General features: G+C 60.8%; 22 protein-coding genes. 6 read left to right on the top strand and 16 right to left on the bottom strand.

What is annotated here, in order from left to right:
* Positions 1–37: 37 nt before the first annotated feature.
* The 3 genes from alr to ACUIAH_RS00390 form a co-directional block, all read right to left on the bottom strand.
* Positions 38–1,396, bottom strand: a complete 1,359-nt coding sequence (alr, locus tag ACUIAH_RS00400; RefSeq protein ID WP_445341009.1) for an alanine racemase — start codon at positions 1,394–1,396, stop codon at positions 38–40.
* Between the two features lie 42 nt (positions 1,397–1,438).
* A complete protein-coding gene (locus tag ACUIAH_RS00395; protein ID WP_445341008.1) occupies positions 1,439–2,074 on the bottom strand; it encodes an N-acetyltransferase in 636 nt (211 codons plus the stop codon).
* Positions 2,075–2,220: 146 nt separating this feature from the next.
* Positions 2,221–3,276: a LacI family DNA-binding transcriptional regulator gene (locus tag ACUIAH_RS00390; protein WP_445341007.1), complete on the bottom strand. Its 1,056-nt coding sequence runs from the start codon at positions 3,274–3,276 to the stop codon at positions 2,221–2,223.
* A 150-nt stretch (positions 3,277–3,426) separates the two neighbouring features.
* Here ACUIAH_RS00390 and ACUIAH_RS00385 point away from each other — a divergent pair, with 150 nt between their 5' ends.
* The 5 genes from ACUIAH_RS00385 (at position 3,427) to ACUIAH_RS00365 (ending at position 8,561) form a co-directional block, all read left to right on the top strand.
* A complete protein-coding gene (locus ACUIAH_RS00385; RefSeq protein ID WP_445341006.1) occupies positions 3,427–4,710 on the top strand; it encodes an enolase C-terminal domain-like protein in 1,284 nt (427 codons plus the stop codon).
* Positions 4,711–4,791: 81 nt separating this feature from the next.
* Positions 4,792–5,583 carry an SDR family oxidoreductase gene (locus ACUIAH_RS00380; protein WP_445341005.1) on the top strand — a complete coding sequence of 264 codons (792 nt, stop codon included), beginning with the start codon at positions 4,792–4,794 and terminating at the stop codon, positions 5,581–5,583.
* A gap of 8 nt (positions 5,584–5,591) precedes the next feature.
* Positions 5,592–6,860, top strand: a complete 1,269-nt coding sequence (locus ACUIAH_RS00375; protein ID WP_198199950.1) for an MFS transporter — start codon at positions 5,592–5,594, stop codon at positions 6,858–6,860.
* 1 nt (position 6,861) lies between these two features.
* On the top strand, positions 6,862–7,659 hold the full coding sequence (locus tag ACUIAH_RS00370) for an amidohydrolase family protein (RefSeq protein WP_445341004.1): 798 nt from the start codon (positions 6,862–6,864) through the stop codon (positions 7,657–7,659).
* A 2-nt stretch (positions 7,660–7,661) separates the two neighbouring features.
* Positions 7,662–8,561, top strand: coding sequence for a dihydrodipicolinate synthase family protein (locus ACUIAH_RS00365; RefSeq protein WP_445341003.1), 900 nt, complete (start codon positions 7,662–7,664; stop codon positions 8,559–8,561).
* A 79-nt stretch (positions 8,562–8,640) separates the two neighbouring features.
* On the opposite strand, the gene ACUIAH_RS00360 is transcribed toward ACUIAH_RS00365, so the two are convergent.
* The 7 genes from ACUIAH_RS00360 to ACUIAH_RS00330 form a co-directional block, all read right to left on the bottom strand.
* Entirely contained in the window at positions 8,641–9,123 is a 483-nt protein-coding gene (locus ACUIAH_RS00360) for an S-ribosylhomocysteine lyase (protein WP_029678668.1), read from the bottom strand.
* Positions 9,124–9,186: 63 nt separating this feature from the next.
* Positions 9,187–11,205: a RecQ family ATP-dependent DNA helicase gene (locus ACUIAH_RS00355; protein ID WP_445341002.1), complete on the bottom strand. Its 2,019-nt coding sequence runs from the start codon at positions 11,203–11,205 to the stop codon at positions 9,187–9,189.
* Positions 11,206–11,286: 81 nt separating this feature from the next.
* A complete protein-coding gene (locus ACUIAH_RS00350; protein ID WP_445341001.1) occupies positions 11,287–12,135 on the bottom strand; it encodes an ABC transporter ATP-binding protein in 849 nt (282 codons plus the stop codon).
* On the bottom strand, positions 12,122–12,916 hold the full coding sequence (locus ACUIAH_RS00345; RefSeq protein WP_445341000.1) for an ABC transporter ATP-binding protein: 795 nt from the start codon (positions 12,914–12,916) through the stop codon (positions 12,122–12,124). Before ACUIAH_RS00345 ends, ACUIAH_RS00350 begins: the two co-directional genes overlap by 14 nt.
* On the bottom strand, positions 12,907–13,878 hold the full coding sequence (locus ACUIAH_RS00340; RefSeq protein WP_445341591.1) for an ABC transporter permease: 972 nt from the start codon (positions 13,876–13,878) through the stop codon (positions 12,907–12,909). The genes ACUIAH_RS00345 and ACUIAH_RS00340 overlap by 10 nt, the downstream gene beginning before the upstream one ends.
* Positions 13,879–13,955: 77 nt before the next feature.
* A complete protein-coding gene (locus ACUIAH_RS00335; RefSeq protein WP_445340999.1) occupies positions 13,956–14,933 on the bottom strand; it encodes an ABC transporter permease in 978 nt (325 codons plus the stop codon).
* Between the two features lie 2 nt (positions 14,934–14,935).
* Positions 14,936–16,582 (bottom strand): ABC transporter substrate-binding protein, encoded by a 1,647-nt coding sequence (locus ACUIAH_RS00330; protein WP_445340998.1) that lies wholly within the window; start codon positions 16,580–16,582, stop codon positions 14,936–14,938.
* Positions 16,583–16,727: 145 nt separating this feature from the next.
* Here ACUIAH_RS00330 and ACUIAH_RS00325 point away from each other — a divergent pair, with 145 nt between their 5' ends.
* The gene (locus ACUIAH_RS00325) at positions 16,728–17,525 is read left to right on the top strand and encodes a type III pantothenate kinase (RefSeq protein ID WP_445340997.1); all 798 of its coding nucleotides are present in this window, start codon (positions 16,728–16,730) and stop codon (positions 17,523–17,525) included.
* On the opposite strand, the gene ACUIAH_RS00320 is transcribed toward ACUIAH_RS00325, so the two are convergent.
* From ACUIAH_RS00320 to ACUIAH_RS00295, 6 genes are all read right to left on the bottom strand, one after another.
* On the bottom strand, positions 17,482–19,584 hold the full coding sequence (locus tag ACUIAH_RS00320) for a beta-galactosidase (RefSeq protein WP_445340996.1): 2,103 nt from the start codon (positions 19,582–19,584) through the stop codon (positions 17,482–17,484). The genes ACUIAH_RS00325 and ACUIAH_RS00320 overlap by 44 nt on opposite strands.
* 110 nt (positions 19,585–19,694) lie before the next feature.
* Positions 19,695–20,447, bottom strand: a complete 753-nt coding sequence (locus tag ACUIAH_RS00315) for a pseudouridine synthase (RefSeq protein WP_445340995.1) — start codon at positions 20,445–20,447, stop codon at positions 19,695–19,697.
* Positions 20,448–20,453: 6 nt separating this feature from the next.
* On the bottom strand, positions 20,454–22,346 hold the full coding sequence (gene glmS, locus ACUIAH_RS00310; protein WP_121914157.1) for a glutamine--fructose-6-phosphate transaminase (isomerizing): 1,893 nt from the start codon (positions 22,344–22,346) through the stop codon (positions 20,454–20,456).
* A 96-nt stretch (positions 22,347–22,442) separates the two neighbouring features.
* Entirely contained in the window at positions 22,443–23,255 is an 813-nt protein-coding gene (locus tag ACUIAH_RS00305; protein WP_445340994.1) for an amino acid ABC transporter ATP-binding protein, read from the bottom strand.
* Between the two features lie 16 nt (positions 23,256–23,271).
* A complete protein-coding gene (locus tag ACUIAH_RS00300; protein WP_045924718.1) occupies positions 23,272–24,246 on the bottom strand; it encodes an amino acid ABC transporter permease in 975 nt (324 codons plus the stop codon).
* 109 nt (positions 24,247–24,355) lie between these two features.
* A complete protein-coding gene (locus ACUIAH_RS00295; protein WP_445340993.1) occupies positions 24,356–25,294 on the bottom strand; it encodes an ABC transporter substrate-binding protein in 939 nt (312 codons plus the stop codon).
* Between the last annotated feature and the right edge of the window lie 149 nt (positions 25,295–25,443).

The raw sequence follows: 25,443 nt of genomic DNA, 5'->3' as shown, positions 1-25,443 counted from the left end.
AAGGCCCCAAGCCCAGGTTCTACCTGTGATAGTGGTCTCAAAGAATGGATTCAGCGGCCATCAGATGCAGGTCGGCAGGGTCGATCACCTCATGCACGCCCAGGTAGAGCCGTGGAATCCGGCTGCGCAGGCAGGTGAAGATCTCATAGCTGATGGTGTCGGCGGCCCGGGCCCAGTCGTCAGCGGTTGGCTCGGCCTGATCCTCTCCACTGCCTGGACCGAAGAGAACAACGGTATCGCCTTCGCTCACGCCCAAATCGGAAGCCATGCCCTTGAGGTCAAGCACGCACTGGTCCATGCAGACCCTTCCAGCGACGCGAACCAACTTGGGCCCTTGACGAGTCATCAGACGGACGGGTCCGCCCCGGTGCTCCCGGCCCATGGCGCCCTGGCGGTCAAAGCCCGAGGCAGACCGATGGATCCCGTCGGCGTAGCCCAGGGGCATGATGGCCGTGCTGGTGGGCTTCTCCGTCAAATAGGTGCGCCCGTAGGAGATGCCATGACCGGCCGGCATATCCTTGACAGTGCCTAGCTGGGCCTGGAGGGTCATGGCCGGACGCAGACCATAATCGGCCGAAACCCCCATGGAGGGATCAGGCTCGTATCCGTACAGGCCGATGCCCGGACGGGTCAGATCGTAACGTATCCCAGGACGGGTCAGCGTGGCGGCGGTATTGGCCAAATGCCGGATTTCGGGTTTCATGCCTGCGGCCGTCATCCTGTCAGAGAACTCCTCGAAGAGCACGATTTGCTCGTCAGTGGACGACACAAACTCGTCCACGCCAGGCATGTCGGCCACTGCCAGATGGCTGAAAAGCCCCACAGGCTCCAACAGCCCCTTGGCGGCCAGGCTGGAGAGCTCGTGTAGGGCATCCCCGAAGGCTTCAGGGGTGAAGCCGTTGCGTCCAAAGCCGGTGTCCACCTTGATATGGACGCGTGCAGGTCTGCCGACCCGATCTGCCGCCTGGGCTGCCATGTCCATGGTCTTTAGGGAACCGATGCCCAGATCGATGTCAGCCTGGATCAACTGGTCAAAGGGGGCGCGGTCCCCATTGAACATCCAGGACAGAATCCGGCAACGGTCGGGGCCGATGCCTGCACGACGCAGACGCAGGGCCTCGCTGGACTGGGCCGTTCCCAGCCAAGTTGCCCCGCCCGCCAGTGCCGCTAGGGCGGCGGGGATGAGCCCGTGGCCGTAGGCATCAGCCTTGACCACACCCATGACTGCAGCACCGGGGTTCGTGGAATGAACCAGCTTCACCAGGGTGGCCATATTGGCCTTCAAGGTCCGCAAGTCCACGATGATCTGTCCAGGATAGGCCCGAAGAGCCTGCTCGTAATGCCGCTGGCCCTCGGGCCCGGAGAACCGCCATGCCGGTGCTGCGCTCAATGTCATGGCTCCATTGTGCGACGGCGCTGCGACGGTCGGCCTCCGCCCTCAGACGGCAACCAAGCGCCTGGCGGCCCTTTCGCGCTCAGCCAGGTCAAGGGGCCGATCGTGCCGCTGGTAGGCCACCCGCACGTTCTCGATCTCCTTGTTCTCAGGCATGATGATGTTGCCGCAGCGGGTGAAACCGTGGGTCTCCAGGATGTGCTGCATGGCATAATTCTTCAGTCCCGTATCGGCGCGGATGTTCTCGTACCGGCGCATGCTCCAGTCAAGCAGGTCCCCGGCCGCGTGACGCCCCAGTCCCGAGGCAGCCACCCGATGGATGGTGGTATAGGGCCGGTCGTCCAGCCAGCTGCCGTCAATGACCTTATAATCAGGTTCCGGGTCATGGAAGAGGGCAAAAACGCCGATGATGCGCTCGTGACTGCCCTTGTGCTCGTCCAACTCAGGTTCAGGGTAGGCAGGATCGTCAGGAATCGGATCCATGCCAGCCGCATCGTCAACCAAGAGCATGGTGTGGCCCCCGGCGATGTCCTCGCGGATGCGTTCGGGCAGGGGGTACTTGTCCCCCCACTGACGGGGGTTGCCAGTCTCGGCCATCCGCTTTCTGGCGTAGGCGTAGACAGGCATGATCGCCTCAAAGTCGTCCATGGTGGCATGACGGATCCAACGTGCAGTCTCCATCGCGTACCTGCTCACTGTGGCTACCTCTTTCTCGACCGGTGCGGCAGGGACGAGACCCGCCCCCGCGATTGCCGAAGTACGAGTGTATCCATCAGGAAGCTGTCACGAAGTGAGTACGCATTGAGCGAATCGGGGAATAGTTTGGGCTATTGTGCACTCTCCTGGACCCGATCTTCCGAGCGCAAACGACGAGCACGGGTCAGGTTGACCACGCTGTGTCGGCTGACCAGACGGGTTGGCATGACCACATGCCGCTGGAACTCCTTTCCCTGGCGTGCATCGAGGATCATTCCCACCGCCATCCTGGCCATCAGATCAAATGGCTGATCCACCGTGGTAAGGGCGGGCATCAGGTAAGAGGACGGGTAGACGTTGTCGAATCCGACCACAGATAGGTCCTGCCCGGGTTCCAGTCCACGTTCGCGAGCCGCTCTATAGATATTGACGGCTGTCAAGTCGTTGCAGGCCAGAATCGCAGTCGGACGATGATCGCGGTCCAGCAGATCACAGGCGGCTTGGTACCCTCTGTCAGGCAAATAATCTCCCTGCTGAACCATGTTTGACGGCAGACTGGCACCAATGGCTGCCAATGCTGCTCGGTATCCAGCCAGTCTGGCCTGCGCGGATTGCACATTCGCCGGTCCAGCGATGACGCCAATGCACCGGTGCCCGGCGTCAAGAAGGCATTTGGCCGCTTGGTATCCTCCAGTCCAATTGTCTAGCGTTATGCTCATGTCCTCATCATTGACCAAATCCACCGGATCGACTGCCACCAGGGGAATGCCCCTTGCTTTGAGCACATTCTTGCCCTCCTGGTCTATGGAGGACATCTGGGTGATCACCCCCAGCGGGTTGCGATCAATGATCCCCCTCAGGCATTCCTCGGCACGCCGCTGGTGATCGGTCTGTGTCACCGTCAGAGCCAAACCGGCATCCAAAGCCCACTTTGAGGCATAACGTATCATCTCGATAGTGCCATTGTTGGCAATATAATCCACAACCAGCTCAATAGTCTGAGCAATCTTCGTGCTGACAAGCGGATGCGCATAGCCCTCGTCTGCCAAAGCTTTTTCGACCCTTCGACGGGTTTTTGCCGCCACGCCCGGTCGACCGTTGATCACCTTGGAGACGGTCGAAGCAGAGATGCCGAGCTGCTCGGCTATGGCGCCAACGTGCGGATTGCCTGGTTCCTGTCTGGCCATGTGCGTCCTTTCCATTACCCACCAATCGTAACCAAGGAAGCAGCGAAAGCATCCATGTCAAATTTAGAATTTTTACATTTCTAATTTTCAAATTTCTATTGCTGGGCCTATAGTAGGGTATACGTTCACAAGATTGGCAAAGGAGCCACGATGAGTACTATCACTGCGGTGAAAACGTATGACTTTCGTTTTCCCACTTCTCTGACCCTGTCAGGGTCGGATGCCATGAACAAGGACCCCGACTATTCAGCCGCCTATGTGGAAATACACACCTCGGCTGACGACGGCATCAAAGGTTGTGGTCTGGTCTTCACCATCGGACGAGGCAACGATGTTGTTTGCAGAGCCATAGATTCCATAGGAGAGACTCTGCGTGGCCTGGAAGTTGAACGTCTGCTGGACAGCATGGGTCTGGCCTGGGACCTATTGGTCCATGACTCACAGCTGCGCTGGCTGGGACCCGAAAAGGGAGTCGAGCACATGGCCATCGGCGCACTGCTGAGTGCTCTTTGGGACATGAAAGCCAAGAGGGCGAGAAAACCATTGTGGTTGCTGCTGGCTGAAATGGACCCTGAGGATCTTGTCAGCACATTGGACTTTCGATATCTATCTGATGCCCTGCGCCCCGAGGAGGCTATAGACATCCTCAAGGATGGGCAATCCGGCAAGCAGGAGCGCATCGAGGACATTCGCCAGCACGGGTACCCCGGTTACTCAACAGCACCAGGCTGGCTTGGCTACAGCGACGAAAAAATGGTGGAGATCGCCAAACGAGAGACACAGGAAAAAGGCTTTAAGCAAATCAAGCTCAAGGTAGGCCAGAACCTCGATGATGACATACGCCGTCTGGGACTGGCCAGGGATGCCATCGGTCCCGACGTCCGCCTGGCCGTCGACGCCAATCAGGTCTGGGATGTCCCTCAAGCCATTGATTGGGTCAACCATTTCCATGACTTTGACCTGGCATGGGTCGAAGAGCCTACCAGCCCCGACGACATCATCGGCCACGCAACCATTGCCAGAGCCATCAATCCCATACCCGTGGCAACCGGCGAACAGATGCAGAACCGCATCATGTTCAAGCAGTTCCTGCAGGCCAACGCCTTCGGCATCATGCAGATCGACGCCACCAGAGTGGCGGGCCCCCAGGAGATAGTTCTGGAATACCTGCTGGCTCGCAAGTTCCACAAGATAGTCTGCCCCCACGCCGGCGGGGTCGGATTGTGCGAGATGGTTTGCCACTTCGCCATGTTCGACTACGCAGCCGTCTCCTGCACCACACAGGGCCGAATGATCGAATACGTGGACAACCAGCACGAATATTTCGTGAACCCCGTGCGTATCAGCCAAGGCATGTATCAGGCACCGACCGCTCCCGGCAATGGAGCCGAAATGACCGTGGAAACCGCACAGCGCTACCTGCACCAGGAGTGAGAGCGGCCCACCTCAATCAAAATCCGGTCCAATCACTGGACCTCTAACAAATCATCCATCCATATAGACAAAGGAGTTCTCATGGATCTGCATCTCAAGAACAAGGTATTCATCATCACCGGCGGCTTCAAGGGCATCGGCAGGGGCATCACTCTACAACTGGCCCAGGAGGGTGCCATAACCGCAATCATAGACCGTGACGAGTCAGCCAGGGACCAGTTCTGCAAAGACATCGAGGCCTATACCGATACCTACCGGACCTTCATTTTGGATCTGAATGACACCGACGGCATTGCACCCATTGTGGAGCAGGTACACAAGGAATTCGGCCATATCGATGGCATAGTCAACAACGCTGGAGTCAACGACAACAAAGCTTTGGAAACTACTGACTGGCGGGAGTTCGAGCGTTCCGTACACGGCAACCTCACCCACTACTACGAACTCATGCACGCCTCTTGTGCCTACCTCAAGGAAAGCCACGGATCAGTCATCAACATCACCTCCAAAACCGCCGTGACCGGTCAGGGCAAGACCAGCGCCTATGCAGCAGCCAAGGGCGGGGTTCTGGGCCTGACCAGGGAATGGGCTGCGGCCTTGGTGCACGATGACGTACGAGTGAATGCCATCGTGGTTTCGGAATGCTGGACCCCGCTCTATGCCGACTGGATCAAGACCTTTGGCGATGAAAAGGCCCAGCAGGCACGCCTGTCGGTCATCACAGACAAGATTCCTTTGGAGCATCGCATGACCACACCCGAGGAGATTGGGAACACCGCCACCTTCCTGCTCTCTGATCGCGCATCACACACCACCGGCCAATGGGTGTTCGTCGATGGCGGATACGTCCACCTGGACCGGGCACTGAATTGAGCTCTGACATGGAAAATACAAATACACGAAACAAGGGCGGGTCCAAGGCCACTGTCGCCATAACCCTGGTCATCGGACTCTTCTTCATTTGGGGATTGACCATGAATCTGGTCAACGCCCTCAACAGTCCGTTCAGCAACTACATGGAGCTGAACAGCACCCAGGCATCGCTGCTGCAGGTGGCCTACTATGGAGCCTACTTCGTCATGGCCATCCCAGCCGGAATCATCTCCAAGCGCTTCGGTTACAAGGGCGGGGTCATCTCCGGACTGATACTGTTCGCAGTCGGAGCATTCATCGTGGTGCCGGCCACAAATATGGCCAGCTACGGGCTCTTCTTATTCGCCATGTTCGTGGTAGCGCTGGGAGCCTCCTCGCTGGAGACCAACTGCAACCCTTATGTCACCAAGCTGGGCGATGAAAAAGGCGAATCCTTCAGACTCAATCTGGCACAGAGCTTCAACGGCGTCGGCAACGTGGTGGGGCCTCTGATTTTGGGCAGAGTCCTGTCCAAAACCCTGACCCCAAAAGAGCCGGGCTTTGAGCAAGCCAAGGTCAAGTTCCTGTCAGATACCAGAATGATCTATATCGTCATCGGCATCGTCCTGCTGCTGGTGTTAGCTGTCTTCATCGTCTTCAAACTGCCGACACCACCCGGCGATGACGAGCAGGAAGGGAAAACTGGCACCGGTTCCGGCACCTCAAGTCTGTTGAAACGCCCTTACTTCGTACTGGGCGTGATCGCCGAGTTCATCTTTATCGGCTTGCAGGTGGCAGGCATGGCCATGTTCTCCGCTTATGCTCTCAAACACTGGGGCGCCGGCATCACCGCCGGTCTGGCTGCCACACTGTTGGCCTTGCTGTCGCTGCTGTTCACCCTTGGCCGGTTCCTGACCACTCCGTTGATGACCAAATTCGATGCCGGCAAGATACTGGGCGTCTACATGTGCATCACAGCCGTGCTGATGGTTCTGGTATTCCTGGGTCTGGGACGATTCTCGGTCATCTGCTTCCTGATCGCTTATCTGTTCATATCGATCGGCTACCCCACGATCTTCTCGCTGACGCTCAAGGGCATCAGGGGCAACGACGCCAAGACCGGCTCTTCGGCGCTGGTTATGAGCATCGTCGGAGCGGCCCTGATTCCACTGCTGCTGGGTGCCATCCAGGATGCCATGGGCATCGAAATCGCCATGCTGGTGACCGTACCCGGATTCCTCTACATCGCCTGGTATGCCTTCCGCGGGTGCCGCATAGGTCTTAAGCAGGGGGCCTGATATGACACGACAACTACAGGTCATCGATGCTCACTTCCATATGTGGGATCTTGAGCGGCAGCATCTGCCGTGGCTGGACGGAATGCCCTCACTGAACCGGAGCTTTCCCCTTCATGAGCTGGAAAGCGAGTACGAGCAGCTGGGAGTGGAATTTCTGGGCGGAGTCTATGTGGAAGTAGACTCGGACGACCCCCTATTAGAGGACCGTTTGGTCTATGAGAACAATGACCCCAAGATTCTTGCCCGAATGCTCCGAGTCCAGGTAGGGCCCTATATGAGGGTGCCCATCAATGCGACGGGCATCAGAGAGCCGCTGCACACTGACTCTGCCCCTCGCGGCCGTTGCTTGGAACCCTCCTTCATCGCTGGGCTCCGCGCCATGGCTGATAAGGGCCTGCCCTTTGAGCTATGCAACAGGGGGGCGGAACTGCCGGACATGGCTCAGGCATTCTCTCAGGTTCCTTCCCTGACTGTCATCATGGACCATCTGGGCAATATGCCCGACTTGTCGTCGACCTCCAGAAAGGCCATAGAGGCCATGGCGGCCCTGCCGCACTGTTATATCAAGGTATCAGGCGACTTGCCGGTCGATCGCGACATCGTCGCCTTCATCAGGGACACATTTCCCCCGGATAGGATCCTCTATGCCTCCAACTGGCCGGTCGTCACCGTGCACTCCTCACTCCAGGAACACTGGCAACTGATGCTGGATACCTTTGGCCCTGATGAGGACTTCTTCAAGCACAATGCCATGAGGGCCTATGGGATCGATGCCGATATGCTTACTGTGGAAGGGTGAACATGAGCACATCATCAGCCAAATTCGAGGGAATATTCTGCCCGTCGATAACCGTCAGCGACGATCAAGGAGTCATCGACACCGACCTGTGGGGACGACATCTGGACCATCTGATCCAGGCTGGCATTAATGGGGTGCTCCTGTTCGGAAGCATCGGCGAGTTCTATGCCTATGATCTCCAAGAGAAGCGCTCAGCCCTGCAATTCGCCGTCGACCATATACGGGGGCGCATGAAGGTATTCGTCGGAGTAGGCGACACTGACATAGACCGGGTTATGGATCTGACCAAGTTTGCCGGACAAATCGGCGCCGATGCCGTGGTGGCTGTCAGCCCCTATTATTTCGGCCCTTCGGAACCGACTGCTTACAGGTATTTCACCAGCATCGCTCACGCCTCGGCTGTGCCGGTGATCCTCTACAACTTCCCGGCTCGTACTGGCAACGACTGCTCCCCGGAGTTGGTCGCTAAACTGGCCCAGGAATGTCCAAACATTGTTGGCATCAAAGACACCGTGGACACGATCAGCCACACACGCCGAGTCGTATCGGCAGTCAGACGTGTCAGCCCTGAGTTCTCGGTGTTCTCCGGATTCGACGAATACTATATGGTCAATCGCATCTGCGGAGGCAACGGTGTTTTGTCGGGTCTGACCAACGTGGAGCCGGAAACCTTCGTGGCCATGCATCAGGCCTATCAAGAGGGCGATTACCGGACTGCACTAGACAAGGCCCGACGCATCAACCACCTGATGGCGATTTACGACACTGCGGATTTGTTCGTGTCGGCCATCAAGGGAGCTGTGCGACTGCAGGGTCTTCCCATCAGCACGCGCATCCGCGAACCAGCCATGCAGATTGATGACGATCAGATGAAACAGATCGAAACCATACTGCGTAGTTGAGCTTTCGTCTGTTGCATCGAACTGGGCCTGGGGAAAGGAACATACCCTTCCTCAGGCCCAGTTGTTTGCCTGTCAGCGATCAGACCAGCTTGCGCTCGTAAGGATCGGAGCTGATGCCGGCAGCGACGATGTCGCGGCTCCACTGCTTGGCCGAGAAGAGCGAATGGTCGCGATAGTTGCCGCATGAAGTGATCTCGGTGCCGGGCACGTCGTCCCAGGTGGCCTTTTCGGCGATGAATTCCAGCGACTCCTTCAGGGCCTTGGCCACATCCTCGGTCGAATGACGGCCCCAGGCAAGCAGGTGGAAGCCCGTCCGGCAACCGAAGGGCGAGCAGTCGATATAGCCGGGGATGCGCTCGCGCAGGAGCACGGCGATGGTGTGCTCGATGGTGTGCAGCCCGGCAGTTGGGATGGCGTTCTGATTGGGCTGGACCAGGCGCAGATCATAGTTAGAGATGATGTCTCCTTGGGGCCCTTTCTCCTCGTCGATCAGACGAACGTAGGGCGCCTTGACCTTGGTGTGATCCAGCTGGAAGCTCTCTACGATTGGTTTGTCAGCCATTGTTGTTTCCTTTCCTGTCGGGCGCCGGGTATGAAAGGCAGCCGCGATGAAGTCATGTACATCCTATGGTAGGCCGACCCGCCTATCAGATCCGGAAGTGCCCTTGGCCACATCCACCCCTCTTCTGGCCGAGAACTCGGAGATGACCCCCATGAACTGGGGTCCATACTGCTCCAGCTTGTGCTGCCCCACACCATTGACGGCCAGGAAGGTTGCATCATCAGCCGGACGAAGACGGCACATATCGCGCAGTGCCTTGTCGGAGAAGACAATGTAGGGAGGCTTGCCGATCTTGCGGGCTATGCTGGTCCGCAGGTCGCGTAGCTTCTGGAAAAGTTCCTCATCTTCTGGGCTGGCATCGCTTGCACCGGCCTGGTCGAGACCATCATCGTCGACGGTTGAAGAGGATCTGCCGCCGTAGACCTTGCCCGAGGCACGTGGGCGTTCCGTCCGCTTGATCTCGTAATGGAAGTCCGGACTGACCGTCTGCGCAGCCTTGGGCCCGAAATGGACCATGGGCAACCGCCCTTCGGTGATATACAGATACCCGTCCGAGGCCATCTGGTTGAGCACGTCACGGATTCGCGACTCTGGAACCTGATCCAGAGCGCCATAGCTAGGGCACCGATCCAACCCTCGCCGAAGAAGATCCTGCGAGCGCGAACCACGGAGAATTTGCGCGATCTTGCCGGAGCCGAACCCCTGGTTCACGTCATGCACGCACCTGCTGATGGCACGGGCCACATCGCTGACGTCGATGGTCGTGAAGGTGCTCAGACAGTTGGAACAGTTCTGGCAGCCGCCGCTGCCCGTGTCAGGATGCCCGACTGGGACGGATTTGCCCTTATCGGCCTCGGCAGGCGAAAGACCTGCGGCCGCCTGGTCCACCTCCTCGCCGAAATACCGCAGCATGTACTGGTGAAGGCAGCCGGTGGTCCTGCAGTAGCCAATCATGACGTTGAGCAGACGCCGGTGTTCGGCCCTGACCGCTTCAGTCTGATCCCCGGTCAGCCTGTCATTGCCGTTATCCATGTCCAAGAGGCGCCTGCGGGTGACGATGTCGCTCTCGTTCCACAGCAGGGAGCAACGGGCTGGCTCGCCGTCACGTCCCGCTCTGCCGGCCTCCTGGTAATAGGCCTCGATGCTCTCAGGCATATTGTGATGAATGACATAACGTACGTTGGACTTGTCGATGCCCATGCCGAAGGCATTGGTAGCCACGACAACCTGCACCTTGTCGTTGACAAAGTCCCGTTGAGCATGCTCTCTGTCCTGGGCATCCATGCCAGCGTGGTAGCTGACAGCGCTGACACCGGCCTTGGTCAAATCATCGGCCAGGGCTTCGGTCTCCTTGCGGGTGGCGCAGTAGACGATGCCTGAGTCGTTTCCATGCTTCAGGGCGTACTGGACCACCCAGCGATTCTTGTATTTGCTCTCCAGCTTGATCACGTCGAAGAAGAGGTTGGGCCTGTCGAATCCCGTCACCGCCACGTAGGGGTCGTCCAAGCCCAGCATGTATACGATGTCGCGCCGAACCTTCTCGGTCGCCGTAGCAGTGAAGGCTGCCACCGTGGGCCGGTGAGGCAGGGATCTGATGAAGTCGCCAATGCCCAAGTAGGCAGGGCGGAAGTCCTGACCCCACTGGGATACACAGTGGGCCTCATCCACCGCCAGCAGGGAGATCCTCGTATGCTGGGCGAACTCCCTGAATCTGGGGGCATCCAGCCGTTCCGGAGCCACGTAAAGGATTTTGCTGCGTCCCTGGGCAGCCTGAGCCAGGGCCAGGGACTGCTCATCCACGTCCTGGGTGGAATTGACGAACGAAGCATGAATGCCGGCATCTTCCAGCCCGTCCACCTGGTCCTTCATCAGGGAAACCAAGGGAGAGATGACGATGGTCAGACCGTCCAGAAGTGTGGCAGGAATCTGATAGCAAATGGACTTGCCGGCCCCGGTCGGCATAACACCCAGGCAGTCTTGCCCATTCAAGATGGCCTTGACCAGATCCTCCTGACCCGGGCGAAAGGACTCATACCCGAAATACCGCTTCAGCGCCTGCCCTGCATCCTGGATGTCCACCATGATTCCCCAGTCTATTGCCCCGGCAGGCGTCAAGCAGTGGGCGAACGACCATGTGGTCAATCGTCGGAAAAAGACGAATGCCTATAGGGTCGCAGCTGCCAGTAGCTGGCGGGTATAGGACTGCTTGGGATGATTGAGGATGGCTTTCACCGGCCCCTCCTCCACCACCTTCCCCTGGTTGAGCACCATGACCCTGTCCGCGATGTGCTGGACCACGCCCAGATCATGGGAGATGATGATCATGGACATGCCATTTGACGGATCGGCCTGCTGCCTGGACTGGGCCATGATGGATTGAAGGGTATGGAGAATCCCTACGCGCGCCGAGACGTCGATGGCGCTCATGGGCTCATCGGCCAAGAGTATCCGGGGCTTGACGATCAGGGCCCGGGCTATGGCCGCCCGCTGGGCCTGGCCTCCAGACAGATCGGAGGGATAAGCCGTCATGATCGCGCCGGGGTCAAGCTCAACCTCTGACAAGACCTTGGCCACCCGATCAGCAAGGTCTGTCCCATCTTGACGACGATGCCATAGGTGCCCACTCCCCCTGCGCCTGGCAGCCAGAAGAGGTTCGGCGACTGACCGGCCGATGGTCCACCGCGGGTCGAGGGAGGTGAAGGGGTTTTGAAAGACCAGAGCAGAGTCTTGGGCAAGCGCCTTGTCGGCCGGGGAACCGTGGAGAACCGGTCTGCCCTGATATGTCACCTGCCCGGCATCAGGCCTCAACTGACCTAGGAGCAGACGAGAAAGCGTGGTCTTCCCTGAACCGGACTCCCCTATGATCGCCAGGCACTCCCCCGGCAGAAGGGAGATGTCAATTCCGTCAACCGCAGCCTTCCGAGCCATGCCGCTGCCGGTAGAGGCATAGATCTTGGTCAGGCCTTTCCCGGTCAGGATCGGATCGGCATGTGTACCATCAGTCGCGGTCATGCTTGCCTCCATCTGCGCGCAGCGTCAGCTCTCTGGCCGCTCTCACCAGAGTCCTGCCCTGCGGACTGAATGGGTCGCGCAGAATGCTCTGCGTCTGCCCGCTTTCCACCACTCGGCCCGCGTCAAGGATGTAGCAGTAATCAGCAACCCGAGCCAGGACGGAGAAATCATGGGTGATGAACAGCAGAGAGGCCCCGCTCTGGTCAACCAAGGAAACCAACAGGTCTACGATCTGCCGCTGGGTGATGGCATCCAGGGCGGTGGTGGGCTCGTCCGCCAGGATCAGTCTGGGCTTGGTGACCAGGGCTGTGGCTATGGCCGCCCGCTGCTGCTGGCCCCCGGACAGCTCATGCGGATATGAGCCAGCCAGATCCGCATCCAACCCGACCTGGGCCAATATCTCCATGACCCGTCTGCGCCGTTCCTGAGCGCTCAAGCGGTAGTGGCGGCGAAGAGGAAGCTCAACCTGGCTGTAGACCTTCTTTACTGGGTTCAGGGCCGTGGAAGGATTCTGAAAGATCATGCCCATCCGGGAACCGCGCAGATCCGCCAGGGACCGGTCGTCCGAACCGAGAATCTGGAGCCCGTCCACCAGAATGGATCCCGACAGGGAGGCCGTCAGTGGTGTGGTGCCCAAAACGCTGCGGGCGATCATCGACTTTCCGGAGCCTGAGGAGCCGATCAGGCCTACCCGCTGGCCGTCCCCGACTTTGATGTCCACCTGGTCGAGAATGGTGCGGCCATTGATGGACAGGCTCAGGCCGTCAATATTCAGCGACATGATTGGCCTCCCTCGCCTGTATGGACCGCATTCTCGACATGATGACCCGAGTCATCCGATTGAGCAGACCTTTCCTGGAGCTCCTCGGGCCGGACAGTGGACCGTCCGGCGGCAGCTACGGCAGCCCTGAGCCTGGGGTTGGTAACCGGATCGATGGCATCACGCAGGGCGTCGCCGAACAGGTTCAGCGCCACCACCACCATGGTGACCGCCAGGCCGGGCCAGAGCACGGTCAGCGGAAAGACGTTGATGAACTTGACCGAGGTGGTCAGTGAGTGCCCCCAGGAGGGCAGGCCGGAGGGAACGCCCACCCCCAGGTAGGTCAACCCTGCTTCAGCCAGAACCGAGGTCCCCGCCGACATGGAAAGCTGCACGCACAGGACAGGAATGACATTGGGCACCAGGTGGGTGCAGAAGATTCTGAAGGATCCGACTCCGCTGTGTCGGGCGGATTGCACGTAGTCAGACTCTGCCGCCAGAAGCGCCTGGGGCCGTACGATCCGGGCCAGGTTGAGTCCGTAGCCGAACCCGCAGGCCACGACGACCACGGCGATGCTGGGGCCCAGGGGAACAGCCAGAATCAGGGCCAGCAGAACTGTGGGCAGGGAAATCAGGGCGTCGACCAGGACCACGACCGTCTGTGATACTCCTGAACGGCGCGAGACCATGGCCATGACCAGAAGAAGTCCCAATACGCCCGACAGGATGACAGCCAGAAGGCTGATGGCCAGGTTGGTTGCCGACCCCGCCATCAGCCAGGAGAGGATGTCTGCTCCGGTACCGTCCGTTCCCAGAAGATGGGCGCGGCTGGGGGCCTGCCAGATCCGGTACCCGTCAGTGGTCCAGATAGGGACCGGAGTCCAGAACCTGGAGACCAGGGAGACCAGGATCCACATGACCAGAACAATCAGCGAGTATCGACCCGAGGCCTTGCGCCACATGGCGGCCAGCACCACCCGCATCCGCCCGAAGAATCCTAGTTGCCCGGGGAATGCGGCCCTGGGTCCCAAGCGCGGCCTGTCTGCGTGTTCCCAGCTCATCAATCAGCCACCTCCTGCCTGGCCGCACCTCGAAAACGCGGATCGATCAATCTATGGATAACGTCCACCAAGAGTCCCAGGAAGAGGAAGAAGGCCGCCAGAAGAAGCAGCTCGGACTGAACGGCCGGAAGATCCCGGTTGCCCACGTCGGTGACCAGCATGGAGCCCAGTCCCGGCAGGGCGAACAGGTTCTCGCTGACCATGACCCCGGTGATCATCTCGGCCATGGTCAGCCCGACCACCGAAACCAACTGGGGAGAAGCCAGCCGCAGACCGATGCGCAGGGCGGCCTGGGTTCTGGTCATCCCGCAGGCCATGCCCATGTCCACATACCCCGAAGAGAGCATGTCGCCCAGCAGGGAGCGGGTGTACCGCATGATGCCGGCGCCCACGATGATGCCGGTGGACAGAGCAGGCAGAATCAAAGCCGACAAGGCCTGACCCGGCTGAGCCCAGCCGAGAGCAGGAAAGCCCTGGGAGGGCAACAGGCCAATCAGGCCGCTGCCCTTGGCGAAGAGCATGATCAGCAGCAGTCCTGACCAGAGGGCGGGTACGGATCCGCCCACGATGGCGGCCATGTGGCTGAAGGACTGCATCCGTGGCGAGCGCGCCAGAGCGGCCGCGGAGCCCAGGGGAATGCCCAGCAGCAGGGCCACACCCAGCCCCAGAAGAATCAGCGGGAAGGTGATCTGGGCCCGGACACCAACCTGGGAGGCGATGGGACGGTTGGTCAGAATGGACCTGCCCAGGTCCCCTTGCAGAAAGCCGCTGATCCAGTCCAGATACTGCCTTGGGTAGGAGCGGTCCAGGCCCATCTGCCGACGCAGCCGGTCAACACGCGCAGGCGGAGCATCCAGCCCGGCCATGACGGCGGCCACGTCACCGGGCAGGATGCGCAGTGCCAGGAAGATCAGCAGGGAGATGCCCATCAGCGCCAAGATGAAGAGCACCAGGCGCCGCACTAGGAATTTGGCCATGGTTATCCCCGCCTGTAGGTCACGTCGGACAAGGGCATGAGGGACTGGTTCAGATCGACCGGGAAGCCCTCCAACCCCGTCCGCCAGGCCGTGGTCACCCGGTAGTTGAAGAGCCAATCCGCCGCCGCATCGTTGCTGACAATCCGGGCGGCCTGGGCCAGGAGCCTGTCGGAGTCATCAGCGGAGGTCGTGGCCATGGCCTGCCTATAGAGCTCCTGGACCTGATGATTGTCATAGTTGTAGTAGTAGCCGGGGTTGGCCCACTGATGGAAGTCGTGGCTCTCGCCATGATCCACCAGAGACAGGTCATAGTCCTTGTTGGCATGGACGTCCTGGAGCCAAACCGAGAACTCCACCACCCGCACATCCAGGTCGATGCCCACCTGACGCAGCTGCGAGCGCAGCTGATCGCCCAACTCGCTGCCGTAGGTGTTGGCGTAGGTCAGCCGCAGCTTGAGCCGGTGACCGGGACCGTACCCGGCTTGGGCCAGAAGCCGCCGCGCCTGCTCAGGATCGTGGGGGTAGAGCCCGGTCAGATCCTGATAGCCGGGATCCAGGGAGGGTATGGGGCCGCCCAGGGCCCTGTCCGATCCGCCCCGGGAGGCGATCAGCTGCCGATGGTCGATGGCATGGCGGATGGCCTGCCGCACCAGCGGGTCGGATGTGGCGGCACCCTTGCCGTTCATGGCCAGAACGTACTTGTCGGTGTCGTCGCCCGCCTTGACCTGGAAGTCGCGGCTGTTGCGGAAAGGACTGGCCAGGTTCTCGGTGACCGGAGCCAGCACCTGCACATCCCCGCTGCGCAGGGCGTTGACGGCAGCGTTGTCGTCGTTGAGGTAACGGATGACGATGGTTGGCGTCTTAGGCTTGTCGCTGCCCCAGTAGTGCGGATCGGCCTTGAGGGTGACCGAGTCGTTTGGCCGGAAGCTTTCCAGCAGGTACGGGCCGGATCCCACGGCCTGGGTCTTCATGTCGTAATGAGCACGACGGTCAAAGACCAGGCCAGCCCGGCCGCTCAACTGCCAGAGCAGGTCCTGGTAGGGTCTGGACAGCGTCAGGCGCACCGTCAGCGGATCTGCGGCCTCAACGCCCTGGAAGCCCTCCAGCATCTCGCTGCCCTGGTAGTGGCCTGCCATGAGCCCGCGAATGGAGTCGACCACGTCCTGGGCCCGAAGAGCATGACCGTTGGAGAAGCGGATGCCCTCATGCAGGTGGAAGGTGTAGACCAGGCCGTCCTCGGAGACATTCCAGCTCCTGGCCAGCCCTGGGCGCACCTGGTTCCGGGAATCCCGCGACACCAGGCCCTGATAGACATTGCCGATCAGAAGCTGATCCAGCGCCGTACCCGACTGGTTGCGGATGTCCAGATTGGTGGGAGCCAGCTTGAGCCCCACCGTGACCGTGTCCGCAACGGTTCCTCCCTCGGCCTGGCCAATAGGTCCACGATGCCCGGTCCATAGGGAGAGTGCCAAGGCCAGGGCCAGCAGGAGACTGAGCAGCTTCCAGGGCAGGGTGTTGCCACCCGACCTCATAGGCCTGATCCTGGCGTTGAGTTCGGGGTCAGTGCTGGGGCCTGACTCCTGGGCCGCCTCTGTATCTGCTGCGGTCACGCTGCCATGGGCATGCGTGCCGTGTCGATCTGCGTTCATTGACGAATCCTTATGCTGTGGTTGACCGCCATTTTGGTCGATCACCGCCCACCAGCATACTCCCCGAAGCCATCACCCAGGCTTATGCGCTTAGGATGGATTCGGAAAGCGCCACGCGCCCGGACGACGGCAGGGAGGAAGAGACATGCTGCTGGCCATCGACATCGGCAACACCAACATCGAGGTCGGATTCATGGAGGGCGACCAGGTCGCCGCCTCCTACAGGCTGACCACAAGGATCGACCACACGGCCGATGAGTTCGGACTTCTGCTGGGGCAGCTCATGGCCCTGGCCGGCTACAAGACTGCGGATGTGCAGGATGCCATCATCTCCTCGGTGGCTCCCGCGGTCATGCATGCCGTCAGATCCTGCCTGATCCGCTTCTTTTCCATCGACCCCATGGTGGTGGGCCCCGGCGTGAAGACAGGCATGAACATCCGTCTGGATGATCCGCGCTCCCTGGGCGCCGACTGCCTGGCCGACTGCGTGGGCGCCTTCCACCGCTACGGAGGGCCTGTACTGGTTATCGACTTCGGCACGGCCACCACCTTCAACTATGTGGATGACAGGGGCGCCATCCGCTCAGGCCTGATCGTGCCGGGTATCCGTTCAGGGGCCCAGGCCCTGGCCGGCCAGACCGCCCAGCTCCCCCAGGTGGAGATCACCCGTCCTCAGACCATCATGGCCACGGGTACCAGGACGGCCATGCAGGCCGGACTCTATTACAACTTCCTTGGCGGCTTGGAAAGGATCATTCGCCAGTTTCGCAACGAGATCGGCCGAGACTTCCACGTAGTGGCCACAGGCGGCATGGGTCGTACCTTCTCACAGGACACCGACCTGATCGAGGTATACGATCCCGAGCTGATCTTCGCCGGCATGCACAGGATTCACCAGCTCAATGCCGATGGCCGACCACACGCTGCACCAGCGCGCCATTGACCTGCAGGCTGGCCTGCTTGCCATCCCCGTCAACGCTGGCCAGTGAGCCCACCAGGACCTGCCCCTCCAGCTGAACCTGCACCGGATGCCTGGTCCTGTTGAACAGAAAGACGAAACGCGTCCGATCATCCTTGCTGACTCGCTCAACTCTCAACAGATCGGGGTCGCCCTGGACTGATCTCATATCAGCGATATCCAGGGCCTCCAGCAGGGCAGGAAGAACCTTGGCCAGATCCTGGGCATCCAGACGGCAACCTAGGTAGGCGGCCTTGCCATGACCCCAGTCATGGACGGTCATGGCCGGCATGCCATCCATCCCTGTCCAGGGATCCGCCCGGTAGTTAGCCAGGACCTTGGTGCCCTTGTCCAGGTGGCCGATGACATCGGCCCAGTCGTGCGCCGTGACCCCGTTGGCCAGGTCCAGGTGGTCCAGCAGGCCAGGTGCGCCGGGAGCCATGGGTGTGAACTCCTCGACCGACAGACCCAGCAGGTCCCGAAGCGGCCCCGGATATCCTCCCGTCCAGACGCGGTCCTGCTCGTCGGCGATGCCGCTGCCCCAGGTGACGATCAGCCGCCCTCCACTGTGTACATACTTGTGCAGCCGCTTGGAGAAGTCAGCGTCGATCAGGTAGAGGGCTGGCAGGACCACCAGCGGATACTCCTCCCATCCGGCCTTGACCGGCAGGACATCGGGCCGGATGGCGTTGTCCAGAAAGGCCCGGTACCAGACCGGCGGCTCCTGGCCATGCTCGACCCGGGCGCTGGGCGATGCTGCCTGGGAGCTGGCCCACTGGCTTGCGTAGTCGAAGACCAGGGCCACCGGGGCCTTGGCCAGCGTACTGCCAGCCAAACCAGCCTGCGAGAGTCCCTGCAGGTCCCCTCCAAGCTGGCAGACGTCACGGAAGACTGCCGTGTCCTCGCCGGCATGAGGCAGCATGGCCGAGTGGAACTTTTCCGCGCCAGCCCGGGACTGCCTCCACTGGAAGTAGCAGATGGCATCAGCACCAAGCGCCAGGTGAGCCAGGGAGTCGCGCTCCAGCTGTCCGGGCTCCTTGCGGGGGTTGACCGGCCGCCAGTTGACCGCCGAGGTGGACTGCTCCATAAGCCACCAGGGACGCCGGCGAGCGATGGCATCCACCAGGCTGGAGGAATAGGCCAGCTCCTCCAGATGATCCCTACCAGGCGTCACATAGTGGTCGTTGGCCACAAAGTCCACCTGGTCGCCCCAGTCGTCATAGTCCAGGGCGAATCCGCCGGCGCTGACCATGAAGTTGGTGGTCAGGGGGATGTCCGGGGTGATTTCAGCCAAGGTATCGCGCTCGGCCATGTAGAAATCCTTGAGGGCATCGGAGCTGAATCGCTCGAAGTCCAGCATGCGGCCCGGATTCTGAAAATTCCCTTGGCCGATGAAACGCGGTGGCAGAATCTGCGAGAAGTCGCTCAGCCTCTGTGACCAGAAATCCGTGCCCCAGGCGCGGTTGACGGCCTCGATGTCCTTGTAGCGGCGGCGGCACCAGCGCTGGAAGGCCCGCATGGCATCGTCGGAATAGTCGAAGCGATTGTGACAGCCATACTCATTGCCCACATGCCAGGCCACCAGATAGGGGTTGTCCCGGTAGTGCTCGGCCATGGCCCGGCAGAGTTTCAAAGCGTAGGAGCGGAAGACCGGCGAGGTGGGCCGCCAGTGCTGCCGGGCCCCGGGCCAGACCGTGTCGCCTCGCTCGTCCCTGAGCAGAACCTCAGGATGGGCCTGGGTGAGCCACAATGGAGGCGAGGCCGTGGCCGAGGCCAGGTTGACCCCGATGCCCGCCCGACCAAGCTTGTCAATGATCCGATCCAACCAATCGAAATCGAAAACCCCCTGGCTGGGTTCTATGCGCGACCAGGAGAAGACCGCCAAGGCCACCACGTTGACCCCTGCCTTGGTCATCAGCCTGATGTCCTCATCCCATGTATCCTCGGGCCATTGGTCGGGGTTGTAGTCGCATCCGTACCAGAGGGACTGCTGACCCTTGAGATGCTTGGGCCATCGATAGGCCCGCCTTGTCGGTTTGCTCATGGGTAGAACCTCCTGGTCCGTCTCGATTCTCGGACGGGGATGCCTGCCGCGTCCACGTCGTCCCGCGGCTCCGGGATCCCCTGACCATTATGTCCCACCAGGCTGACTGTTCAGGCTTTTCCTTGAGGATCCAAGGGAACGGAGGATGTGAAGATGCGATTAGCTCCAGTGAAGGGGTCAGTGAACTCCAGGCGACGGGCCACCAATTGCAGTGGCTGGGAGAAGTCGTCATAGGCCCGCGTCTGGATCCAGGGGTAAAGATCGTCACCCACTATGGGCAGGCCCAGAGCATTCATGTGCACACGAAGCTGGTGGGTCTTGCCGGTCTTCGGGTAAAGGGTGTAGGTGGCCAGGCATCCCTGGCCCGCTGTCAGCTCGACCCGAGTAACCGCATTGACAGGCCCTCGCTCCTCCCAGGCCTGGAGAACCCCACGGCGTTTGATCATCCTGGAACGGCGCTCTAGCGGGAAGACCCGGGGCGGATCCAGGTGTCGCACGGTGCCGGTCCGCGAGCGAGCTATGGGTCGCACCGGCGCCAAGCACTGGTAGACCTTGCGCACGCGATGCTCCTGGAAGAGCATCTGATAGGCCCGCCTGGCAGCCGGATCTCGAACCAGGACCAGCACGCCCGCAGTAGCCCTATCAAGCCGGTGGGCAGGGATGATGTCGGGCTCCCCGTAAAGTCGGCGCATTCGGATCAGCACAGTACTGGCGTACCACATCCCTCGAGGCATAGTGGCCAGAAAATGGGGCTTATCGACCACGATGATGCGCTGGTCCTCGTAGATGATTCTGGGTTCGAAGGGGATCCGCGGCTCCTCCAGGACCATCCGGTGCCCCCGCTGCCCGGACCCGACAGCCATGGGACCCTATTCCACCGTGACCGACTTGGCCAGATTGCGGGGCTTGTCCACATCCAGACCCTTGAGCCGGGCCATGTCCAAGGCGAACAGCTGCAGAGGGACCACGTCCACCAGGGGGCTTAGCAGGGTTGGGCAGGGCGGCCTCCAAAAGACCACGTCAGCATAGCGGTCGGCGTCCGGGTCGCCCTCCTCGGCCACGACAATGGTGAAGGCGCCACGGGCCTTGACCTCCTCGATGGCCGAGATGACCTTGTCGTGCAGCACATTGCGGCCCCGTGCGCTGGGTACGATGACCACCACAGGCTCTCCCGGCTCCACCAGGGCGATAGGCCCGTGCTTGAGCTCGCCAGCGGCGAACCCCTCGGTGAAGATGTAAGCGATCTCCTTGAGCTTGAGCGCCCCCTCCAGGGCCACCGGATAGCCCACATGCCGCCCCAGGAAGAGGAAGGAGCGGGCCTTGGACATGCGCTGAGCCGTCTGGCTGATGACCTCGGCCTGTCCGTCCAGCACTTTCTGGATCTTGGCCGGCATGGCCTTGAGGCTGTCGATGGTCTGGTGGATCTCGTCTCGATACATGGTCCCCTTGACCTGGGCCAGGTAGAGACCCAGCAGGTAGGCCGCCACGATCTGGGCCAGGAAGGCCTTGGTGGAGGCCACAGCCACTTCGGGGCCGGCGTGGGTGTAGAGCACGGCGTCGGACTCCCTGGGGATGGTGGACCCCTGGGTGTTGCAGATGGCCAGAACCCGTGAACCCTGCTCGCGTGCGTGGCGAAGCGCCATCAGCGTATCCATGGTCTCTCCTGACTGGGATATGGCCACGACCAGGGTGCGCGGGGTCAGAATGGGATCACGGTAGCGGAACTCATGGGCCAGCTCGACCTCCACCGGGATGCGGACCCAGTGCTCGATGGCGTACTTGGCCACCAGCCCTGCGTAGGAGGCCGTTCCGCAGGCCACAACAATGATCTTGTCGATCTGGCGGAAGACCTCCTCATCGATATGAACCTCGTCCAGATCCAGGTCGCCCGACTCGTCGTATCGGCCCAACAGGGTGTTGGAGACGGCAGCCGGGTCCTCGTGGATCTCCTTGTCCATGAAGGAGTCCCATCCGCCCTTTTCGGCGGCCGAGGCATCCCAGTCGACGGTATAACGGCGGGGATGCTCTACCGGGTGCCCTTGGAAGTCCGTAACCTTGACCTGGTCCGCGCTGATGCAGACGGCCTGGTCCTGCCCCAGTTCCATGGCCTGGCGGGTATAGGCTACGAAGGCAGCCACATCGGAGCCCAGGTAGTTCTCCCCGTCTCCCAGACCGACCACCAGCGGCGAATCATGTCGGACGCCCACCACCAGATCAGGCTGACGTGAGTCCACAGCCAGGATGGTGAAAGCTCCTTTGAGCATGCGGGCCAACCGCCTGATGGCCTCGAAGATGTCGGGCTGGCCGGTGGCATCGACGATCTCCTGGGCAATCTTGCCCAGAAGCTTGGCCGCCACTTCGGTGTCCGTGGAGGACACGAAGGTGTATCCCTCGGTCTCCAGGTCCAGCCGCAGCCTTGAGGCGTTCTCGATGATCCCGTTGTGGATCAGCGCGACCTTGCCGTCACGGCTGGTGTGGGGATGAGCGTTGACATCAGTGGGTTCGCCATTGGTGGCCCAGCGGGTGTGCCCGATGCCCACGGTGGCTTCGGGCATGGGCTTGGTCTTCAGATCAGCGACCAGATTGCCCAGGCGCCCCGCCTTCTTGCGTACGGCCACCTGCGTCATTCCCGGGGCAGCAAGAGCCACTCCAGCCGAGTCATAGCCCCGGTACTCCAAACGTTCCAGACCCTTGAGGCAGACCTCCAGGGGCCTGCCGCAGGCCGTCCGCACCGATCCCGCATAACCGACGATTCCGCACATGGACCCCAGTCTAGCCATGGGAGTTCCGCCGTCGCCTGTCCGGAAGGCTTCTTGCCGGAATTTCTACAACCTGGACAGGACCTGAGCCTGCTGAGGCTAGAGTACGGTATGCAAGAATTCAGCGAACCTCTCGGAGTGCGGATGGTCGATGATGTCAGGGCCTCCCTGCTCCACCACGACTCCCTGATCCATGAAGACGATCTGCTCGGCCACCTCGCGGGCGAAGCCCATCTCATGGGTGACCACCACCATGGTCATGCCCTGTTGGGCAACCTGCCTCATGACCCCCAAAACCTCTCCCACCAGCTCAGGATCCAGGGCTGAGGTGGGCTCGTCGAAGAGCATGATGTCGGGGTGCATGGCCAGGGCTCGCGCGATAGCCACACGCTGCTGCTGACCGCCGGAGAGCTGGGCAGGATAATAGTCCATCCTGTCCTCCAGCCCTACACGTTCCAGCTGGGCCTGAGCCTCCTGGCGGGCATCGGCCTTGGGAACCCGGCCCACATGGACCGGCGCTTCCATGACGTTCTCCAAGGCAGTCATGTGGGGGAAGAGGTTGAAACGCTGGAAGACCATGCCGATCTTGGATCGCTGCCTGGCAATAGCCTTGTCATCCAGGGTCTGCAGCACAGCACCTTTGCCGGTATTGATTTTCCTGTATCCGGTCAGCTCGCCGTCCACATAGATTTCGCCTGCTGTGCGGGTCTCCAGCTGGTTGATCAGCCGCAGCAGGGTCGACTTGCCTGAGCCGGAAGGCCCCAGGACGGCCGTTACCGTGCCGGGCATGACTTCCAGGTTGATCCCCCGCAGTACATGCTGGTCGCCGAATACCTTGTGCACATTCCTGATGACGATAGCCGGATTCTTATTGACTTGCCCATTTTTCCTGGTCTGCCTGTCCTCGTCCATGATTTTCCTCCTGCGCTCAGGCGTTCAGCCCGGCCATCATGACCTTGTTGACCTTGTCAGTTTCCTGACGGGTCTGCGGGTCCTCGCCATCCTTGCCGTCCTTGGCCCCTGATCCGGCCAGGGGCCGCGAGTCGAAGCCCTTGCCGTAGTGCTTCTCCAGCTGGGCCTGGATGACCATCAGAACGGAGGTGATGACCAGGTACCAGATGCAGGCCACGATCAGCAGCGGGATGGTCTTGTAGATGCGGTTGGCGATGGCGTTGGTGGCGAACTGGAGCTCCAGGGTGAAGGGCACGGCAAGGGCCAGGGATGTGGTCTTCAACATGCCGATGGTTTCATTGCCGGTAGGCGGCACGATGATGCGCATGGCCTGAGGCAGGACGATCCGTCGCATGATCATGGAGGGCGGCATGCCCAGAGCCTTGGCGGCCTCCTCCTGGCCGGGGTCCACAGCCTCGATGCCGGCGCGGACGATTTCGGAAAGGTAGGCAGCCTCGTTCAGTCCCAGGCCCAGAACCGTCGCCACGGTGGCGTTGAGCACGGTCTTGGTGTCGATGCTCCAGAACTCTGGCCCGAAGGGGATGCCTATGGCCAGCTTGGGAATCAGCACGGAGAGCAGGCCCCAGAAAACCAGCTGGGTATATACAGGAGTGCCGCGGAAGAACCAGATGAAGAACCAGCTGACCCAACGCAGGACCGGATTGGACGACTTGCGCATGACCGCCAGGATGATGGCCAGGATTGTGGCCAGAACCATGGCGTAGACGGTCAGCAGAAGGGTCCACTTGATGCCGTCCAGGACATGCTCGTTGAAGAGATACTTCCAGACCGTGGGCCAATCAAAGTTGGGATTGGTCACCATGCCATGGATCAGCATGGCCACGAAAACGGCCACGATGACGGCGGCCACGATCGGCCCCGGCTTGCGCACCGGCCTGGCCTCTATTCTGCCGGGGATCTGAATCTGGTCCGTCCCCTTCTTGGTATGCATCTCCTGCTTCCTTCCGCACCGCTGAACTTATTCAGGCCCAGCCTATCCAGCCGGGCCAACCGCTAGGCGCAGTCCGGTTGTTGAGCCGGCCCGCGCCTAGAGGCCTGTCTCAGTCAGAGACCGCAGGGTTGATCTCCGCCTTTTCGACTGCCCCGCTCTGGACGCCCCAGTTCTTGAGGATCTTGGCATAGGTGCCGTCGTCGATCAGCTTCTGGAGCGCCGCCTGGGTGGCCTCAGCCATGCCGCTGCCCTTCTTCAGAGCGGCGCCTTGCAGGACGATGTCGGTATCCTTGCCCAGCTTTTCCAGCTGGCCGTCGGTCTGCTTGATGGCATATCCGGTCACCTGGGAGTCGGCGTAGAAGACGTCGATCTTGCCGTTGACCACCGCTGTGGCGGCATCGGTCTGCTGCTTGTAGGACTGCACATCCACCGGCTTCTTGCCCTTGGCCTTGCACTCGGCCGAAATCTTGTCGGTCGCCTGCTGCTCTTCGATGGTGCCCGTCTGCACACCGACCTTGACGCCGCAGATGTCGTCAGGATTGATCTTGTTGGGGTTGCCTTTTTTGACTGCAAAGGCCGTGCCTGCCTTGAATGTGGTGACGAAGTCAACCGACTGCATCCGCTCCTTGGTGATGGTGAAGCTGGAGATGCCCGCGTCGTACTTGCTGCCGATGGCCGGGATGATGGTATCGAAGGAAGCGCTGACCATCTCCCCCTTGAGCCCCATCACCTTGGCAATGGCGTTGGACAGGTCGACGTCATAGCCGATCGGTGTCTTTCCGTCCTCATTCATGAATTCACCCGGAGCATACGAGGTCTCCATGCCCACAGTCAGCTTGCCGTCCTTGGAAACCGACTCGGGCACCTTGGCCGCGATGGCCGGATCCTTTTTGATGCCACTGACGTCAAAAGCCGCCGGATGGGAACTTGTTGTGGACTTGCCCGACGCATTGTTGCTGTCCGCCTCGTCGGTGGTTCCGCAGGCCCCGAGGGAGGCCAGCAGGGTGACACTCAGAGCCGCCGCCAGCACCGCCTTGATCTTGCCCATGTCTCTTCTCCTCTTCCGGACCGCCCGAGGCGACCCTCCGTATCCCTTGATCAACATGCACTATTATGCACACATTTGTATTTTTATGCATCCAGCTGATTGTTGATCATCGATTGCAGTTTGTTCTGCAGGGCAGATTTTGGCTCCAG

The sequence above is a fragment of the Bifidobacterium sp. ESL0820 genome, from assembly GCF_052606235.1.
The sequence above is the reverse complement of the archived record's forward strand: the minus strand, read 5'-3'. Positions and strand labels throughout refer to the sequence as shown.

What these genes read in the sequence shown, in the direction of transcription:
- ACUIAH_RS00385 (WP_445341006.1), top strand. Translation starts at nt 3,427, where the DNA reads ATGAGTACTATCACTGCGGTGAAAACGTATGACTTTCGTTTTCCCACT.
- ACUIAH_RS00380 (WP_445341005.1), top strand. Translation starts at nt 4,792, where the DNA reads ATGGATCTGCATCTCAAGAACAAGGTATTCATCATCACCGGCGGCTTC.
- ACUIAH_RS00330 (WP_445340998.1), bottom strand. Translation starts at nt 16,582, where the DNA reads ATGAACGCAGATCGACACGGCACGCATGCCCATGGCAGCGTGACCGCA.
- ACUIAH_RS00350 (WP_445341001.1), bottom strand. Translation starts at nt 12,135, where the DNA reads ATGACCGCGACTGATGGTACACATGCCGATCCGATCCTGACCGGGAAA.
- ACUIAH_RS00375 (WP_198199950.1), top strand. Translation starts at nt 5,592, where the DNA reads ATGGAAAATACAAATACACGAAACAAGGGCGGGTCCAAGGCCACTGTC.
- ACUIAH_RS00295 (WP_445340993.1), bottom strand. Translation starts at nt 25,294, where the DNA reads ATGGGCAAGATCAAGGCGGTGCTGGCGGCGGCTCTGAGTGTCACCCTG.
- ACUIAH_RS00315 (WP_445340995.1), bottom strand. Translation starts at nt 20,447, where the DNA reads ATGGCTGTCGGGTCCGGGCAGCGGGGGCACCGGATGGTCCTGGAGGAG.
- glmS (WP_121914157.1), bottom strand. Translation starts at nt 22,346, where the DNA reads ATGTGCGGAATCGTCGGTTATGCGGGATCGGTGCGGACGGCCTGCGGC.
- alr (WP_445341009.1), bottom strand. Translation starts at nt 1,396, where the DNA reads ATGACATTGAGCGCAGCACCGGCATGGCGGTTCTCCGGGCCCGAGGGC.
- ACUIAH_RS00335 (WP_445340999.1), bottom strand. Translation starts at nt 14,933, where the DNA reads ATGGCCAAATTCCTAGTGCGGCGCCTGGTGCTCTTCATCTTGGCGCTG.
- ACUIAH_RS00325 (WP_445340997.1), top strand. Translation starts at nt 16,728, where the DNA reads ATGCTGCTGGCCATCGACATCGGCAACACCAACATCGAGGTCGGATTC.
- ACUIAH_RS00370 (WP_445341004.1), top strand. Translation starts at nt 6,862, where the DNA reads ATGACACGACAACTACAGGTCATCGATGCTCACTTCCATATGTGGGAT.
- ACUIAH_RS00345 (WP_445341000.1), bottom strand. Translation starts at nt 12,916, where the DNA reads ATGTCGCTGAATATTGACGGCCTGAGCCTGTCCATCAATGGCCGCACC.
- ACUIAH_RS00360 (WP_029678668.1), bottom strand. Translation starts at nt 9,123, where the DNA reads ATGGCTGACAAACCAATCGTAGAGAGCTTCCAGCTGGATCACACCAAG.
- ACUIAH_RS00340 (WP_445341591.1), bottom strand. Translation starts at nt 13,878, where the DNA reads ATGCGGGTGGTGCTGGCCGCCATGTGGCGCAAGGCCTCGGGTCGATAC.
- ACUIAH_RS00355 (WP_445341002.1), bottom strand. Translation starts at nt 11,205, where the DNA reads ATGGTGGACATCCAGGATGCAGGGCAGGCGCTGAAGCGGTATTTCGGG.
- ACUIAH_RS00365 (WP_445341003.1), top strand. Translation starts at nt 7,662, where the DNA reads ATGAGCACATCATCAGCCAAATTCGAGGGAATATTCTGCCCGTCGATA.
- ACUIAH_RS00300 (WP_045924718.1), bottom strand. Translation starts at nt 24,246, where the DNA reads ATGCATACCAAGAAGGGGACGGACCAGATTCAGATCCCCGGCAGAATA.
- ACUIAH_RS00305 (WP_445340994.1), bottom strand. Translation starts at nt 23,255, where the DNA reads ATGGACGAGGACAGGCAGACCAGGAAAAATGGGCAAGTCAATAAGAAT.
- ACUIAH_RS00390 (WP_445341007.1), bottom strand. Translation starts at nt 3,276, where the DNA reads ATGGCCAGACAGGAACCAGGCAATCCGCACGTTGGCGCCATAGCCGAG.
- ACUIAH_RS00320 (WP_445340996.1), bottom strand. Translation starts at nt 19,584, where the DNA reads ATGAGCAAACCGACAAGGCGGGCCTATCGATGGCCCAAGCATCTCAAG.
- ACUIAH_RS00395 (WP_445341008.1), bottom strand. Translation starts at nt 2,074, where the DNA reads ATGGAGACTGCACGTTGGATCCGTCATGCCACCATGGACGACTTTGAG.